The sequence below is a fragment of the Niveispirillum sp. genome, assembly GCF_052437035.1.
In the GTDB taxonomy this organism is placed as follows: domain Bacteria; phylum Pseudomonadota; class Alphaproteobacteria; order Azospirillales; family Azospirillaceae; genus Niveispirillum.
In genome coordinates, this window is sequence record NZ_JBQVOH010000005.1 from 324796 (window position 1) to 339835 (window position 15040).

At 63.0% G+C, this 15040-nt stretch carries 13 protein-coding genes; 10 read left to right on the plus strand and 3 right to left on the minus strand.

Going from position 1 to position 15040, the window contains the following annotated elements; genetic code table 11:
• Window positions 1–3: 3 nt before the first annotated feature.
• From nuoN to ACT6Q8_RS15315, 7 genes are all read left to right on the plus strand, one after another.
• Window positions 4–1446: an NADH-quinone oxidoreductase subunit NuoN gene (gene nuoN / locus ACT6Q8_RS15285; RefSeq protein WP_054170166.1), complete on the plus strand. Its 1443-nt coding sequence runs from the start codon at window positions 4–6 to the stop codon at window positions 1444–1446.
• Between the two features lie 56 nt (window positions 1447–1502).
• Window positions 1503–2243: a biotin--[acetyl-CoA-carboxylase] ligase gene (locus ACT6Q8_RS15290; RefSeq protein WP_444735168.1), complete on the plus strand. Its 741-nt coding sequence runs from the start codon at window positions 1503–1505 to the stop codon at window positions 2241–2243.
• Between the two features lies 1 nt (window position 2244).
• Window positions 2245–3033 (plus strand): type III pantothenate kinase, encoded by a 789-nt coding sequence (locus ACT6Q8_RS15295; protein ID WP_054170164.1) that lies wholly within the window; start codon window positions 2245–2247, stop codon window positions 3031–3033.
• Window positions 3034–3045: 12 nt separating this feature from the next.
• A complete protein-coding gene (locus ACT6Q8_RS15300) occupies window positions 3046–4731 on the plus strand; it encodes a ribonuclease J (RefSeq protein WP_444735169.1) in 1686 nt (561 codons plus the stop codon).
• 100 nt (window positions 4732–4831) lie between these two features.
• On the plus strand, window positions 4832–5236 hold the full coding sequence (gene mce, locus ACT6Q8_RS15305; protein ID WP_054170162.1) for a methylmalonyl-CoA epimerase: 405 nt from the start codon (window positions 4832–4834) through the stop codon (window positions 5234–5236).
• A gap of 25 nt (window positions 5237–5261) precedes the next feature.
• Window positions 5262–5516: a DUF1467 family protein gene (locus tag ACT6Q8_RS15310; RefSeq protein ID WP_054170161.1), complete on the plus strand. Its 255-nt coding sequence runs from the start codon at window positions 5262–5264 to the stop codon at window positions 5514–5516.
• Between the two features lie 90 nt (window positions 5517–5606).
• A complete protein-coding gene (locus ACT6Q8_RS15315) occupies window positions 5607–6176 on the plus strand; it encodes a DNA-3-methyladenine glycosylase I (RefSeq protein ID WP_444735170.1) in 570 nt (189 codons plus the stop codon).
• A gap of 631 nt (window positions 6177–6807) precedes the next feature.
• Here ACT6Q8_RS15315 and ACT6Q8_RS15320 read toward each other — a convergent pair.
• Window positions 6808–8103, minus strand: a complete 1296-nt coding sequence (locus ACT6Q8_RS15320) for an NCS2 family permease (RefSeq protein ID WP_444735171.1) — start codon at window positions 8101–8103, stop codon at window positions 6808–6810.
• 40 nt (window positions 8104–8143) lie between these two features.
• Here ACT6Q8_RS15320 and ACT6Q8_RS15325 point away from each other — a divergent pair, with 40 nt between their 5' ends.
• Together ACT6Q8_RS15325 and ade are read left to right on the plus strand one after the other, a co-directional pair.
• Entirely contained in the window at window positions 8144–8575 is a 432-nt protein-coding gene (locus tag ACT6Q8_RS15325) for a hypothetical protein (RefSeq protein ID WP_444735172.1), read from the plus strand.
• 19 nt (window positions 8576–8594) lie between these two features.
• Window positions 8595–10310, plus strand: a complete 1716-nt coding sequence (ade, locus tag ACT6Q8_RS15330; protein ID WP_444735173.1) for an adenine deaminase — start codon at window positions 8595–8597, stop codon at window positions 10308–10310.
• Between the two features lie 649 nt (window positions 10311–10959).
• Here ade and ACT6Q8_RS15335 read toward each other — a convergent pair.
• Window positions 10960–11286, minus strand: coding sequence for a type II toxin-antitoxin system PemK/MazF family toxin (locus tag ACT6Q8_RS15335; protein WP_444735174.1), 327 nt, complete (start codon window positions 11284–11286; stop codon window positions 10960–10962).
• Entirely contained in the window at window positions 11283–11495 is a 213-nt protein-coding gene (locus ACT6Q8_RS15340) for an antitoxin MazE family protein (RefSeq protein ID WP_444735175.1), read from the minus strand. Before ACT6Q8_RS15340 ends, ACT6Q8_RS15335 begins: the two co-directional genes overlap by 4 nt.
• 168 nt (window positions 11496–11663) lie before the next feature.
• On the opposite strand from ACT6Q8_RS15340, the gene ACT6Q8_RS15345 reads away from it, so the two are divergent.
• Window positions 11664–15029: a two-component regulator propeller domain-containing protein gene (locus tag ACT6Q8_RS15345; protein WP_444735176.1), complete on the plus strand. Its 3366-nt coding sequence runs from the start codon at window positions 11664–11666 to the stop codon at window positions 15027–15029.
• Window positions 15030–15040: the final 11 nt, after the last annotated feature.

A 15040-nucleotide genomic window follows, 5' to 3' on the forward strand; every position in this document is an offset into this window, starting at 1 on the left:
GCCATGGCAACTTTCCCTGATCTGGCCCCGGCCCTGCCCGAAATCTTCCTGGCCTGCGCGAGCATGGCCCTGTTGATGATCGGCGTGTTCCGGGGTGAAGGCAGCCTGCGCCTCGTCTCCTGGCTGACTGTCGCCTCCTTCATCGCCACCGGCTTCCTGTTGTTGCAGGGGCCGGAGGGCCGGAATGTCACCTTCAACGGCCTGTTCGTCTCCGACAGCTTCGGCACCTTTGCCAAGCTGCTGATCCTGATCGCCTCGTCGTTGGCCGTCATCCTGTCGGTCAATTACCTGGAGAAGGAGCGGGTGGCTCGGTTCGAATATCCGGTGCTGATCGCGCTGGCCACGCTCGGCATGCTGGCGATGGTGTCGGCCAATGACCTGATCTCGCTCTATGTCGGGCTGGAGCTGCAGTCGCTGGCGCTGTACGTCATCGCCGCGTTTAAGCGTGACGTTGCCAAGTCGACGGAAGCCGGCCTGAAATATTTCGTGCTGGGTGCGCTGTCCTCGGGCCTGCTGCTGTATGGCTCGTCGCTGGTTTATGGCTTTGCCGGCACCACCAGCTTTGACAAGCTGGCTGCCGTGCTGGAAGGCGGGGCGTCGGTCGGTGTGGTCATCGGCATGGTCTTCGTGGCCGCCGGTCTGGCTTTCAAGATTTCCGCCGTGCCGTTCCATATGTGGACGCCGGACGTTTATGAGGGTGCGCCCACCTCCGTCACGGCCTTCTTCGCCGTGGCGCCCAAGGTGGCGGCCATCACCCTGTTTATCCGCGTCCTGGTCGGTCCGTTCGGCGATCTGGCGATGCAGTGGCAGCAGGTGATCCAGTTCTGCGCCGGTGCATCCATGATCATCGGCGCCCTGGGCGCCATCCAGCAGAAGAACATCAAGCGTCTGATGGCTTACAGCTCCATCGGCCATATCGGCTACGCGCTGGTCGGTCTGTCCGCCGGTTCGCAGGAGGGTGTGCGTGGCGTGCTGATTTACATGGCGATCTATCTGGCCATGAATGTCGGTGTCTTCGCCGTCATCCTGTCGATGCGTCAGTCGGGCCGCGCCGTGGAAGAGGTTGCTGATCTGGCGGGTCTGTCCAAGACCCACCCGATGCTGGCCTTTGCCATGGCCGTGTTCATGTGGTCGCTGGCCGGCGTGCCGCCGGCGGCGGGCTTCTGGGGCAAGTGGGCGGTGTTCCTGCCGGCCATCCAGGCGGGCCTCTATCCGCTGGCCATTGTCGGCGTCATCGCGTCCGGCATCAGCTGCTTCTATTATCTGCGCGTCATCAAGGCCATGTACTTCGATGACGTGACGGAGCCGCTGGACCGCCCGACCCCGACCGCTGGTTTCGTGGTCGCCGGTGCCGCCCTGTTCGTGTTCCCGGTCTATATCGTCTTCCTGTCGCCGATCACCTCTGGTGCGGCGGCGGCTGCTGCCGCCCTGTTCGGGGCCCGGTAACCGGCGTTCCGGCTATGGTGACCGGACAGAACCGATCTGATGAAACGCGGGCGGCCTTGCTGCCCGCGTTTTTTCATCTTCACAGCATCGATGAATGCGGCAGCACCAACGATCTGGCCAAGCAGATGGCCGGTGACGGCGCGCCCGAAGGCACCATGGTCTGGGCCCTGCGCCAGACCGCTGGCCGGGGCCGGCGTGGCCGGGCGTGGAGTTCACAGCCCGGTAATCTTGCTTGTTCCCTGATCCTGCGGCCCGGATTGCCGCCGGGGCAGGCGGCGCTGACCTCCTTCGTCGCCGCTATCGCGGTGGGGGAGGCGGTATCGGCCCTGGTGCCCGGCAAGGTCACCATGAAATGGCCCAATGATGTGCTGGTCGATGGGGCCAAAATCTCCGGCATCCTTTTGGAGTCCGAAGCGGGTCGTGGCGGATCGGTCGATTGGCTGGTCCTGGGCGTCGGCATTAATGTCCGGCATTTCCCGGAAGAGGCTTTGTATCCCGCGACCTCCCTGCTGGCCGCTGGGGCCGATCTCACGGTGGAACAGGTGCTGGTCGCCTATGCCGGCGCGTTCGACGCCTGGTATCATCGTTTTCTGAGCCAGGGCTTCGCCCCCATCCGTGCGGCTTGGCTGAATGCGGCGCAGGGGTTGGGCGGGGCCGTGACTGTGCGTTTGCATGATGAGACATTTACAGGCCGTCTGATCGATATGGATGATGACGGTGTGCTGCTGGTCGATGTCGGCGGTACCATCCGCCGCATCACGGCTGGCGATGTGTTTTTCCCCGGCGGAGGGAACTGAGATGCTTCTGGCCATCGATGCCGGCAACACCAATGTCGTCTTCGCCGTCTTTGACGGGGATGAGAAGCGGGCCCATTGGCGCATCTCCACCGACAGCCAGCGCACCGCAGACGAATATGCCGTCTGGCTGGTCAGCCTGATGGGCATGAAGGGCCTGACCCCCGCCGATATCGATGCTGCCATCCTGTCATCGGTGGTGCCGTCGCAGACTTACGCCCTGATGAAGCTGACCGAGGAACATTTCGGTTGCGTAACTATGCGGGTGGGTGATCCGTCGGTCGATCTGGGTTTGCAGAACAAGCTGCTGAACCCGCGGGAGGCCGGGGCCGACCGGCTGGTCAATGCCGTGTCCGCCGTTGCATCCTATCCCACTCCGCTGATTGTCATCGATATCGGTACCGGCACCACCTTTGATGTGGTGGATGCCGAGGGGGCCTTTGCCGGCGGCGTCATCGCGCCCGGACCGGCCCTGTCGCTTGACGCGCTGCACCGGGTGGCGGCTCAGTTGCCCAAGGTCGATATCGCCAAGCCCGATGTTGCCATCGGTCGCGGGACGGTCGCGGCCATGCAATCGGGTATGTTCTGGGGCTATACCGGGATGATTGAAGGCATCCTGAAACGGATCATCGCCGAACTGTCGCCCGATGGGCAGACGAAGGTGACGGTCATCGGCACGGGCGGTCTGGTCCGCCTGTTCGCCGAGGGAACCGACATGATCCACCATATTGATGGGGACCTGACGTTGCGGGGTCTCCGGTTGATCCATGCGCGCAACGCTGCTGCCAACTGAAACCAGGACCGAATGACGCAAGCAAAGCATCTGGAAACCAAGGATTTCGACCCGAAGGAACTGCATTTCGTTCCCCTGGGCGGGGCGGGCGAGATCGGGATGAACCTGAACCTCTATCATCACCAAGGCAAATGGCTGATGGTCGATCTGGGGGTTAGTTTCGGTGACGAAACGACCCCTGGCGTGGATATCATTCTGCCCGATACCAGCTTCATTGAGGATCGCCGCAGCGACCTTCTGGGCATCGTCGTCACCCACGCGCATGAGGATCACTTAGGCGCCATCCCGCATCTGTGGGAGGATCTGCGCGTCCCCGTCTGGTGCACGCCCTTCACCGCCAGCTTCCTGAAGGCCAAGCTGGTGGAAACCGGCCTGCAGAACAAGGTGCCGATCAACGTCATCCCGCTGGGTGGCAAGGCCAGCATCGGTCCTTTCGATCTCGAACTGATCAGCCTGACCCATTCGATCCCCGAGCCCAACGCCCTGGTCATCCGCACCAGCGCCGGTACGGTCCTACATACGGGCGACTGGAAGCTGGACCGCGATCCCGTCATCGGTCTGCTGGCTGATGAGGATGCGCTGAAGAAGCTGGGGCGGGAGGGCGTGACGGCCATGATCTGTGACAGCACCAATGCCATGGTGCCGGGCACGTCGGGGTCGGAAGCGGCGGTTCAGGAAAGCTTCAAGGAACTGTTCGGGCGTTTCACTGACACCCGCATCGCCGTCACCTGCTTTGCCAGCAATGTCGCCCGCCTGCAATCCATCGCCACCGCTGCCCATGCCCATGGCCGACAGGTGGCGCTGGCGGGCCGGTCCCTGTGGCGCATCAATGAGGCGGCGCGGGCCAATGGCTATCTGTCCGACCTGCCGCCCTTCCTGACGGAGCGGGAGGCGGGTTACGTCCCGCGTGAGAAGCTGGTGGTGATCTGCACCGGCAGCCAGGGGGAGCCGCGCGCGGCGCTGGCCCGTATCGCCAATGATGACCATCCCGATGTGGTGCTGGAACGGAACGACGTTGTCATCTTCTCTGCCCGTGAGATTCCGGGCAATGAGAAGGGCATCGCCAAGATCCAAAACGGCCTGATGCGGCAGGGCATTCAGGTGATCACGGCGGATGAGGAGTTTGTCCATGTCTCCGGCCATCCGGCCCGAGATGAACTGGTACAGATGTATCAGTGGGTGCGGCCCAGGATCGCGGTGCCGGTGCATGGCGAACATCGCCATCTGACGGTGCATGCCGCCCTGGCGCGGGATTGTCAGGTGCCGGAAGTTGTGGTGCCCGATGACGGTATGGTCATTCGCCTGGGGCCGGGTCCTGCCGCCAATCTGGGTCATGTCCATGCGGGCAAGCTGTGTATCGATGGCAAGCGCATCGTGCCGCTGACCAACATGGCAATGAAAGGCCGGACCCGCATGGCGCAGGCCGGCGTCTCCATGGTCACCCTGGTCATGACACCGCGCGGTGATCTGCTGGCTGATCCCAAGGTAACATCCATCGGCCTGCTGGAAGAGGATGAGGTGGATGAGGAGACGGTTGACCTGATTGCCCGCGTGCGTCTGGCCATCGAGAACCTGTCCAAGGCGGCCCGCATGGATGATGCGCAGGTGAAGGACGCGGCCCGGGTGGCCATCCGCCGCTCCTTCAGCACCAGCCAGGGCCGCAAGCCCCTGACGGAAGTGCATCTGGTCCGTATCTGAGTATCGGGGTGGTGCGATTTGTCACGGGTGACGGCGGCGTCACCCGTGGCTATCTCTGGCGCTGGCCTGCGGGGCAAACCATAAGAATGAGGAGAGGGCGATGATCGGCCGTTTGAACCATGTCGCTATTGTCGTGCCGGATCTGGCCGTGGCGGCGGAAACCTACCGCACCACCCTTGGCGCTAAGGTTTCCGACCCGCTGGACCTGCCCGACCATGGCGTGACCACGGTGTTCGTGGAACTGCCCAACACCAAGATTGAACTGCTGCATCCCCTGGGCGACGGCAGCACCATCGCCAAGTTCTTGTCCAACAACGCGTCCGGCGGCATCCACCATGTCTGTTACGAGGTGGAGGACATCATCGCCGCGCGTGACAAGCTGAAGGCCGACGGCCTGCGCGTGCTGGGCGATGGGGAGCCGAAGATCGGCGCGCATGGCAAGCCGGTTCTGTTCCTGCATCCCAAGGACCTGTTCGGCACCCTGGTCGAAATCGAACAGGTTTGATGGCGAAAAGCGAGAGGATTGGATCATGGGTTGGGCAACCTGGGCCGCCATTTATTTCACCGTCTGGTGGACCGTCCTGTTCATGGTGCTGCCGTTTGGGCGCAAGCAGGAGGGCGACGCACAGGAGGTCGGTCACCAGCCCGGCGCGCCAGCCCGGCCCATGATCATCAAGAAGTTCATCTGGACCTCAATCGTCGCGGCCATCGTCGTGGCCATCGCCTGGTCCAGCGGTCATTTCGGGCTGGTGGATTGGAAGGGATTGCTTCGCGGAGAAGCCTAACCGGCGTATTGAATACAAAACAAGAACAAACTTCGCGACAGCGGCTTTTCCGTCGGCTATCCTGTCCGCCTTTCAAGCAAGGTGGACAGGATGTCGGGCTATTGCGATGTAGCACCGGGCCATGAATGGCATGGCCCCTATCATGACCATGAATATGGCGTACCCCTGACGGGCGATGACGAGCTGTTTGAACGGCTGATCCTGGAGATCAATCAGGCGGGCCTATCCTGGCTGACCATCCTGAAAAAGCGGGAAAGCTTCCGTGCCGCCTATGCCGGGTTTTCCGTGGACCGCGTGGCGGCTTTTGGGCCGGATGATGTGGACCGACTGCTGGCCGATCCCGGCATCATCCGTAACCGGCTGAAGGTCCACGCCGCCATCCATAATGCCCAGGTGATCCAGCGGCTGCGCGAAAGCCACGGGTCCTTCCATGGCTGGCTGCTGACCCATCACCCGAAATCCAAGCCGGATTGGGTGAAGCTGTTCGCCAAGACCTTCCGCTTTACCGGTGGGGAGATTGTGGGCGAGTTCCTGATGAGCATCGGCTTTCTGCCAGGCGCGCACCGGGCCGATTGCCCCGCCATGATCGCTCTGTCGAATCATGATTTGCCCTGGCGTCGGGCCATTACCAGCGGGTTCGCCGGATACGCCGCCTTCTGATTGGGCAAACACCTGTTCGGATGGATGGCATTTGCACACGCGCTGTGCATAAATCTAAAAATCGACCAAATAAAAAGGCAAGCCGACAAAATCGGCTTGCCTTCATATTCAGAAAGTTAAAAACTTATCTTGTCGAACGGGGTTGGATCCCTGTTTTGACACCGCCTGGTGGCGATTCCTCCCTAAACTCAGGCCGCGCTGCCTTGCTGGCGCGGTCTTTTCTTTTGTGGGGCGGAGTATAGGCAGCCCTGGCGAAACCCGTCACCATCAAAATTCAATCCATGCGCGGCCCGCACAAAAATGCAGCGGCCACTGTGGCCGCATTGTCACGATTGCATGCATCCAATCGTCTTCATGCCATGGCGGCATGGCTTCCGGATAGTGGCTGATTCATCTAATGAATTGATAAATATAGATATTCGCGGGAAGTGAATTTTTTGTGATCGCCCGCGCCCTGCCGGCGGTTTACGTCAACGGCAGCTTTGATCATAAATTATGCATATGCTCATTTAATGATCATTGCTACCGCTATCATATTTTTGCCTGCTTACTGAACAGGCTTCAAGGCCTTGAATGAAAAAGGGGCCGCCCCGGCGGGTACGGCCCCTGTCATCGAATCCGCGAGAATCAGTCACGCCAGCAGAATGAATTTCAGCAAGAACAGGGCCGCCAGCACCGCCACCACTGGCCCGACATCGCGCCAGCGTCCGGCCAGGATCTTGATGCCCGCATAGGTAATGAAGCCGATGGCGATGCCATGGGCGATGGAATAGGTCAGCGGCATGGCAATTGCCGTCATCACCGCGGGCGCATAATCCGTCACATCCTCCCAATCCACCTCCGTCAGGCCACGCGCCATCAGGCAGGCGATGTAGAGCAGGGCGGGGGCCGTGGCATAGGCGGGGATGTTGGCGGCCAGCGGGGCAAAGAACAGGCAGGCCAGGAACAGCACCGCCACCGTCACCGCCGTCAACCCGCTGCGCCCGCCGACATTTGTGCCCGCCGCGCTCTCGATATAGGAGGTGACGGTGGAGGTGCCGAGCGCGGCACCCACGGTCGTGGCCGCTGCATCGGCGAACAGGGCGCGTTTCAGGCGCGGCAGCTTGCCATCCTTGTCCAGCAGGCCCGCCCGGTGCGACACGCCGATCAATGTGCCCGCCGTATCGAACAGATCGACGAAGAAGAAGGCGAAGACCACCGTGATCAGCCCGACGCTGAACGCGCCTTTCAAGTCCATGGCCAGGAAGGTCGGGCTTGGGTCGGGTGGTAGGGAGATGATCTGCCCGTTGAAGGGCGAGGCGCCGATCACCATGCCCACGACCGCCACGGCCAGTATGGTCAGGATCACAGAGCCCATGACCTTCCGCGCCGCCAGCGCGCAGAGCAGGATGAAGCCGATGGCGGCCAGCACCGGTTGCGGCTTGGTCAGGTCGCCCATGGTGACCAGGGTGACGGGATGCGCCTTGATCAGGCCTGCATTTTCCAGGGCAATGATGGCCAGGAACAGGCCGATGCCGGCGGATATGGCCAGTTTCAGGGTGCGGGGGATGGCATTCACCACCGCCTCCCGCACGGGCAGGACCGACAGGATGATGAACAGGATGCCCGACAGGAACACCGCACCCAGCGCCACCTGCCAGGAATAGCCCATCTGCCCCACCACGGTGAACGCGAAATAGGCGTTCAACCCCATGCCCGGTGCCTGGGCGATGGGATAATTGGCGTACAGCCCCATGATGGCCGACCCGATGGCGGCGGCCACACAGGTGGCGACGAATACCGCCCCATGGTCCATGCCCGCCGCCGACAGGATCTGTGGATTGACGAAGATGATATAGGCCATGGTCAAAAAGGTGGTGAGCCCGGCCAGCAGCTCCGTCCGGACATCACTGCCCAGTTCTTTCAGCTTGAAGTAGGATGTCAGCATCTGTGCGGCGCCCTTTGCGGCGAAAGGGAAGGGGGAAGGAATGTCAGTATTCCCGGAAAAGACCTTGAGGGCCATAGGGTTGGTGGGGCTTCTCGCAGGTGCGGTATCCGCTGCCACGGCCCAGACCGACGCCCCCACCATCCGCATCGACCCTGCCGCCTGCCGCTATGTGGCCCGGCATCAGCCCAGCGCGGATGTGGAGTACAAGCCCGGTGTCGATGTGAACGGCAAGCCCGTGGCCCCCGCCGACCTCCCCGACAGCTATGCCATTGAGCTGCCGAAAAGCATCGACATCGCCATCACCGCCGATATTGCGCGCCGCTTCGGCATCGCAACAAATAACCTCTACCGGGGGGAGGCGCAGATCGGTACCGTAACGGTGCAGGGCAATCAGGTCCTGTTCAACGGCAAGCCGATGCAGTCGGCGGCTGAGGCTGACCTGATCGCGCTGTGCGCCAAGACCCCGCATTGATCATGTAAGGACCCACCCCATGGACCGCGCCGCCGCCAAAGCCATCCTGAAACAGCGGATCGATCAGGCCATGGGGCGCAACCGCGCCGATCTGGTGATCAAGAATGTGCGGCTGCTGAATGTCGCGACGGGCAATATCGACGAAACAGACATCGCCATCTGCGGCGACACCATTGTCGGCACCTATGACCGTTATGACGGGGTGCAGGAGATCGATGGCAAGGGCCGGTTCGCCGTGCCCGGCTTCATCGACACCCATGTCCATTGCGAAAGCACGCTGGTCGCCCCGTCGGAATTTGACCGCTGCGTCCTGCCGCGCGGGACCACGACCGCCATCTGCGACCCGCATGAGATCTGCAATGTCATGGGGGAGGCGGGGCTTCAATATTTTCTGGATTCGGCCCTGACGACCGCGCTTGATTTGCGGGTACAGCTTTCATCCTGCGTGCCGGCCACGCATCTGGAAACGGCGGGCGCGCGGTTGAAGGCCGACGATCTGGCCCGCCACCGCTACCATCCCAAGGTGATCGGGCTGGCCGAATTCATGAACTTCCCCGGCGTGCTGTGGAAGGATGAGGAGACGCTGGACAAGCTGGCGGAATTCTATGGTGCGCATATTGACGGCCATTCCCCCCTGGTTACCGGCAAGGAACTGAACGCCTATCTCTCCTGCGGCATCCGCAATTGCCATGAATGCACCAGTCAGGCGGAGGCGCGGGAGAAGATCGCCAAGGGCATGCAGGTGCTGATCCGTGATGGCTCCGTCTCCAAGGATGTGGACGCCCTGTCCGGCCTGATCGACCCGGTGACCAGCCCGTTCCTGGCCTTCTGTACCGATGACCGCAACCCGCTGGACATTGCGGAAGAAGGGCATCTGGACCATCTGATCCGCCGCGCCATCGCGCACGGGGCGGACATCGCCTCCGTCTACCGCACGGCCACCTGGTCGGCGGCGCGCGGGTTCGGGTTGAAGGATCGCGGGCTGGTGGCCCCAGGTTACCTAGCCGATATCGTCCTGCTGGACGATCTGGCGCAGTGTACCGTGTCCCAGGTGATCCGCGCCGGCAAGCCCGTATCGGCGGAGACGTTCGCGGGCCGCCAATCCTCACCGCCCGTGGGCCTGAACTCCATCAAGCGGGCGCGGATCGTGGCCGAAGACCTGGCCATTCCCGCCAGCGGCCCCGGCACGCCCGTCATTGGCGTGCTGCCCAACAAGATCATCACAGAGGCGTTGCAGGCCACCGTCCCCTATCGCAATGGCCGTCGCCATGCCGACCCGGACAATGACATCCTGAAGATCGTGGTCGTCGAACGCCACGGCTTCACCCGCAATATCGGCAAGGGCTTCGTGAAGGGCTTCGGCATCCGCTCCGGCGCGCTGGCCAGCTCCGTCGGCCATGACAGCCACAATATCTGTGCCGTCGGCGCCAGCGATGCCGACATGGTCGTCGCCATCAACCGCCTGATCGAGATCGGCGGCGGCTTTGTGGCCGTGAAGGACGGCGCGGTGGTCGGCGAACTGGCCCTGCCCGTGGCCGGCCTGATGAGCCTGAAACCGTTCGAGGCGGTGGAGCATGAGCTGGAAGCCCTGCGCGCCTCGGTCAAGGCACTGGGCTGCCCCCTGGCCGAACCCTTCCTGCAACTGGCCTTCCTGCCCCTGCCGGTGATCCCGCACCTGAAGATCACCGATATGGGGCTGGTGGATGTGGACAAGTTTGAGCTGGTGGCGGCGTGAGGGGGTATGATGTGTCCTGAAACTGATACGGACTCTTTTGTGGTCGAGAGATGGAGATTGCCTCTACATTTCCCTACGCATCTCCATACCCCCGATTTTTGGGAACACCTTGGTCGGACAGTCGCAATATTTTCGTTTCTGGAGGCGACTTTAGGGAAGGCTATATTTGCTTTAACAGCAACGCGCGAGTATAAGGATGACGAATTATCCTCTGCCTTCAAGGAATGGATACCTGTTATTCAGCATGCACTATATGATAGCCTTGTTAATCTTTCGGAGAAATTTATCAAGGTAGCGAAAGATAACGATAAGTGCAAATTTGAGGGGCTTGATGAGTTGGGGCTATTGATAAATAAGGCAGCGGAAATTCGTAATGTATTATGTCACGGCTCTTGGAGTTCCGCTCCAGATAGTTTTGGGAGGTCTGTGCCCCTTTTTGTTAATAGGAGGCTAGAAAAATTTGAAACTCCGATAGATGTTTCCTACTTAAGGCAGGTCCAATCACACGTGCTGGATTTAACTATAAATGTAATGAATGTTGTAGAGTCAACCGGATGGCGATTTCCTGGATCTGCGGGGACGGGAAATGAGATTTGGCCAAATACAAGCCCGTAACCAGTTCGGTCTGGATAGTGCTATATGCCGTCATTTACCCCAACCCCACCCAAAGCGCCAAAGCCTGATTGACCGCGACCATCTGTTCGTCCGTCAGCCGCCCGATCCGGTCGCCAATCTTCACCCGTCGTACCGTCTGCGCCTTGTCGACCATGATCTGGCAGGGCAAGCGCAGGCCGTTGCTTGGGTCCGGTTCCACATTCAGCCTGAACAGCGGCGCGCCGTCTCGCCGGTCGCTGGTGATGGGCAGGATGGTGATGCTGGGATGTTCGCTGAACAGGTCGGACTGGATGATCAGGGCAGGGCGGGGTTTGCCGAAGTCGCCTTGGATAACGACGGTGACAACGTCACCGCGCCTCATTCCCACCCCTCATGATCGGCGACGCGTTCCAGCCACTCCCCGACCTCCCGTTCCCGCGGATCATCGCGCAGGGACAGGGACTGTCGCCGACATTCCTCGGCAAAGCCGGGGCGGCGCGTATCAGGCACCCAGATCTGGATGGGGCGCAGGCCGGCGGCCCGCAACTGCGCGCGGTGCTTTTGCACACGCATGGCGCCTGACGTGCTCATATTCCGGCCCCTCCTTGTTACATGTAACATGAGCGCAGTCCCTGTGCTGGTCAAGAGCAGCATGGGGACAGACCGGCCTTATCTCCTGCCCGCCAAGGTTGATTTCCCAAGCCCGTGTGGAATTGCTATGCTGCGCAACCTCCCACTCTGCGCGTGATGATGCCAGCCTTGACCCAATCCCCTCGGTCGTCCCGTCGCACTGTGCCGAACCTGCGTGGCTGCTGTGTCGCTGCCATGCTGGCCCTGTCGCTGCTTCTCCCGCAAACCGCACCAGCCGCCGACTGGTCGGCCTTTTCCGAACCTCTATTCGAACGGCTGGGCCGCGAACAGGGGCTGCCCAATGATGTCGTGGGTGCCATCGCGCAGGATCGGGCGGGGTTTGTCTGGTTTGGGACGGGCGGCGGGCTGGCCCGGTTCGACGGTCACCGCTTCCGCCATTATACCAGCGACCCCGGCAATCCCGACAGTCTGCCCGACACTTATGTCACCGCCCTGCATGTCGATCCCAAGGGCGTGCTGTGGGTTGGCACCAATGCCGGCGGGTTGGCGCGCTACGATGCTGCCGCCGACCGGTTCGTGCGCGCCAATGAGGGGCTGCAGAACCTTTCCATCCTGTCCATCCTGACCGATGGACACGGACGGTTATGGACGGGCACAGTGGGCGGGGTGCATGTCCGCGACCCGGCCACGGGCACGGGCCGTTTCTACACGCGGCGCGGGCCGGAACCGGACAGTCCGCCGCTGGATCAGATCCGCGACATGGTTGAATTGCCCGATGGCGGCCTGCTGCTGGCCAGCGGGCGCGGACTGGTGCGGTTTGATCCCTCGGGTGATCTGGCCACGCCTGTCTCCCTGGGCGGTATCGTGCCGGCGGATGCGCCGATCCAGGGTCTGCTGCGGGATGGCAAGGGCCGGCTGTGGGTGACGGGGGAGTTCCCCGGTGTTGCCATGTGGGACCCCGCCACGGGGGAGCAGAAACTGTTCCCCCTGCTGGGCGACGGCGACCCGGCCTCCGCTCCCGTGGCCAAACACGCCCTGGCCGAATTGTCGCCCGACCGGATCGTCATCGGCACGCAAGGGGCCGGTCTGGTGGAACTGGATGTGGTAACGGGCAAGGTTGTGGTTCGCCGCAACGACCCGACCCTGTCCAGTTCGCTGGTGGCCAGCGATGTGCGCGCCCTGCTGGTCGACCGCTCAGGGATATTGTGGGTCGGCACTTGGGGCGGCGGGGTCTGCCGCCGCAATCCGCAGACGCAGGCGGTGTTGTCGGTTCCCGCCTCCCATATTCGCGCCGACCGCCTGTCCGACCCGCAGGTCCGCAGCCTGATGCTGGCGCCCGATGGCCGGCTGTGGGCGGGTTTGCAGGCCAATGGCATCGACATTCTGGACCCCGGCAACGGGGCGCGCGACGGGATCCGGCCCGGCAGTGGCGGGTTGCCCGACGGTGCCGTGCTGGCGCTGGAAATGGCTTCCGACGGGACCACCTTCATCGGAACGCAGCGGGGCCTCTTCCGCCGCCGCCCCGGTCAGGCGCGGGTGGAGCCGGTGGCCTTGCCGCCGCCTGCGCCCAATGCCGCGGTCTGGTTCCTGATGCGCCAGGGCGATACGCTGTGGATGGCGGCGGACGGCCTCGTCTCGCTCGACCTTGCAAGCGGCGCCATGAAGGCTGACCGCACCAGGCTGGGTGATGCGCGTTCCCTGATCGATAACCGCCTGCGGGTGTTGGCGCCGGGTCCCGATGGCGGGTTGTGGGTGGGGGGCAATGCCGGCCTGCATTACCGCGATCCCGCCGGCGGGTTTCAGCGTATTCGTAATGATCCGGCCGATCCCGCCTCCCTCTCCCATAATTTCATCACCGCCATCCTGACCGACGCCAGGGGCCGTGTCTGGGTCGGTACGCTGGGCGGCGGTTTGAATATCCTGGAGGCGGGGTGGAAGCCGGGGCAGCCGGCGAAGTTCCGCCGCCTGGGCCTTTCCGATGGCCTGTCCACCCTGCTGATCAATGCCTTGCGACAGGATGCGGCGGGGCGCATCTGGGCATCCACCGATGCCGGTCTGGCCGTGATCAAGGGGGATGACCTGTCGGTGCAGGTGCTGGGCCGGCCCGATGGCGTGGGGGTGGGCAGTTTCTGGGCCAATTCCGCCACGATGGACGGTGATGGACAGATGATGTTCGGCGGGCGCGACGGTCTGGTCGTGGTCCGTCCCGACCGGTTAGATACGTGGCGGACCCTGGCGCCCACCGTGGTGACGGAACTGCGCGTGGATGGCAAAGCTGTGCCGTCCGATCCCTTCAACCTGCCGGCCCCACCGACCCTCAACCTGCTGCCGGATCAGCGGTCATTGTCGGTAGAGTTCGCGGCGTTGGATTACACGGCCCCCGACCGCACCCGCTTCCTCTACCGCCTGGAGGGGTTTGAGGAACAATGGGTGGCGGGTGACGGCAATCACCGCCATGTCGCCTATGCCAACCTGTCGCCCGGTTCCTACCGTTTGCAGGTGCGGGGCAGCAACCGGGCCGGACTGTTCGCCGAACAGCCGCTGGTGGTGCCGGTGACGGTGCTGCCCGCCTGGTATCAGACCTGGTGGTTCCGGGGTCTGGCCCTGCTGTCGCTGCTGGCCCTGGCCTGGGGGGCGGTGCAGCTGCGCACCCTGTCGCTGCGCCGGCGTCAACGGGAGCTGGAGCGTGAGGTGGCGGAGCGGACCGAGGTCATCGCCCGGCAGAAGGATGAACTGGCCGGCGCGCTGGAGGATTTGCGCGCCACGCAGGACCGGCTGGTGCAGGAGGAAAAGCTGGCCAGCCTGGGCCGCCTTGTCTCAGGCGTGGCGCATGAGTTGAACACCCCGCTGGGCGTGGCCATCACCACCTCCACCTTCCTGACGGAGGAGATGGGGGGCGTGTCGACCCAGGTGGAGGCCAAGGCCCTGACGCGCGGCGCGCTGGCCGATTTCCTGGCCACGGGGCGGGAGGCGATGAGCGTATTGCAGGCCAATCTGCAGCGCGCGGCCCGGCTGGTGCAGAGTTTCAAGCAGGTCTCGGCAGAGGAATATGCCGGCCCGAAGCAGCGTCAGCGCCTGTCCACCCTGGTCGCCGAAGCCGCCGCCCCCCTGCAACCCCGGTTCCGGGATGCGCAGATCGCCTTTCATATTGACGGTGTGAAGGACCTGACCGCCTTGGTGCAACCGGGCGCGATGGTCAATGTCCTGACCAACCTGATGCTGAACGCCATCCAGCATGCCTGGCCGGCGGGGCAGGGCGGGACCCTGACCGTCACCCTGTCGGCCATCGCCGACACGGCCATCATCACCGTCGCCGATAATGGCCGGGGCATGGATGATACCGTGCGCGCCAAGGCCTTTGACCCGTTCTTCACCACCAGCCGTGACCATGGCGGTACCGGCCTGGGCCTGCATATCGTGCATAATCTGGTGGCGGGTCCGCTTTCCGGCTCCATCGTGCTGGAAACGGCACCGGGCCTGGGCAGCCGGTTTGTCATCACCCTGCCCGGTGCCGTGACCGACGTTGCCGCTTGATCCTGGGGCGG

Coding starts and splice junctions, on each gene's coding strand:
- ACT6Q8_RS15295 (WP_054170164.1), top strand. CDS start 2,245: ATGCTTCTGGCCATCGATGCCGGCAACACCAATGTCGTCTTCGCCGTC.
- nuoN (WP_054170166.1), top strand. CDS start 4: ATGGCAACTTTCCCTGATCTGGCCCCGGCCCTGCCCGAAATCTTCCTG.
- ACT6Q8_RS15340 (WP_444735175.1), bottom strand. CDS start 11,495: ATGAGCACGTCAGGCGCCATGCGTGTGCAAAAGCACCGCGCGCAGTTG.
- ACT6Q8_RS15335 (WP_444735174.1), bottom strand. CDS start 11,286: ATGAGGCGCGGTGACGTTGTCACCGTCGTTATCCAAGGCGACTTCGGC.
- ACT6Q8_RS15315 (WP_444735170.1), top strand. CDS start 5,607: ATGTCGGGCTATTGCGATGTAGCACCGGGCCATGAATGGCATGGCCCC.
- ACT6Q8_RS15310 (WP_054170161.1), top strand. CDS start 5,262: ATGGGTTGGGCAACCTGGGCCGCCATTTATTTCACCGTCTGGTGGACC.
- ACT6Q8_RS15325 (WP_444735172.1), top strand. CDS start 8,144: ATGTCAGTATTCCCGGAAAAGACCTTGAGGGCCATAGGGTTGGTGGGG.
- ACT6Q8_RS15300 (WP_444735169.1), top strand. CDS start 3,046: ATGACGCAAGCAAAGCATCTGGAAACCAAGGATTTCGACCCGAAGGAA.
- mce (WP_054170162.1), top strand. CDS start 4,832: ATGATCGGCCGTTTGAACCATGTCGCTATTGTCGTGCCGGATCTGGCC.
- ade (WP_444735173.1), top strand. CDS start 8,595: ATGGACCGCGCCGCCGCCAAAGCCATCCTGAAACAGCGGATCGATCAG.
- ACT6Q8_RS15320 (WP_444735171.1), bottom strand. CDS start 8,103: ATGCTGACATCCTACTTCAAGCTGAAAGAACTGGGCAGTGATGTCCGG.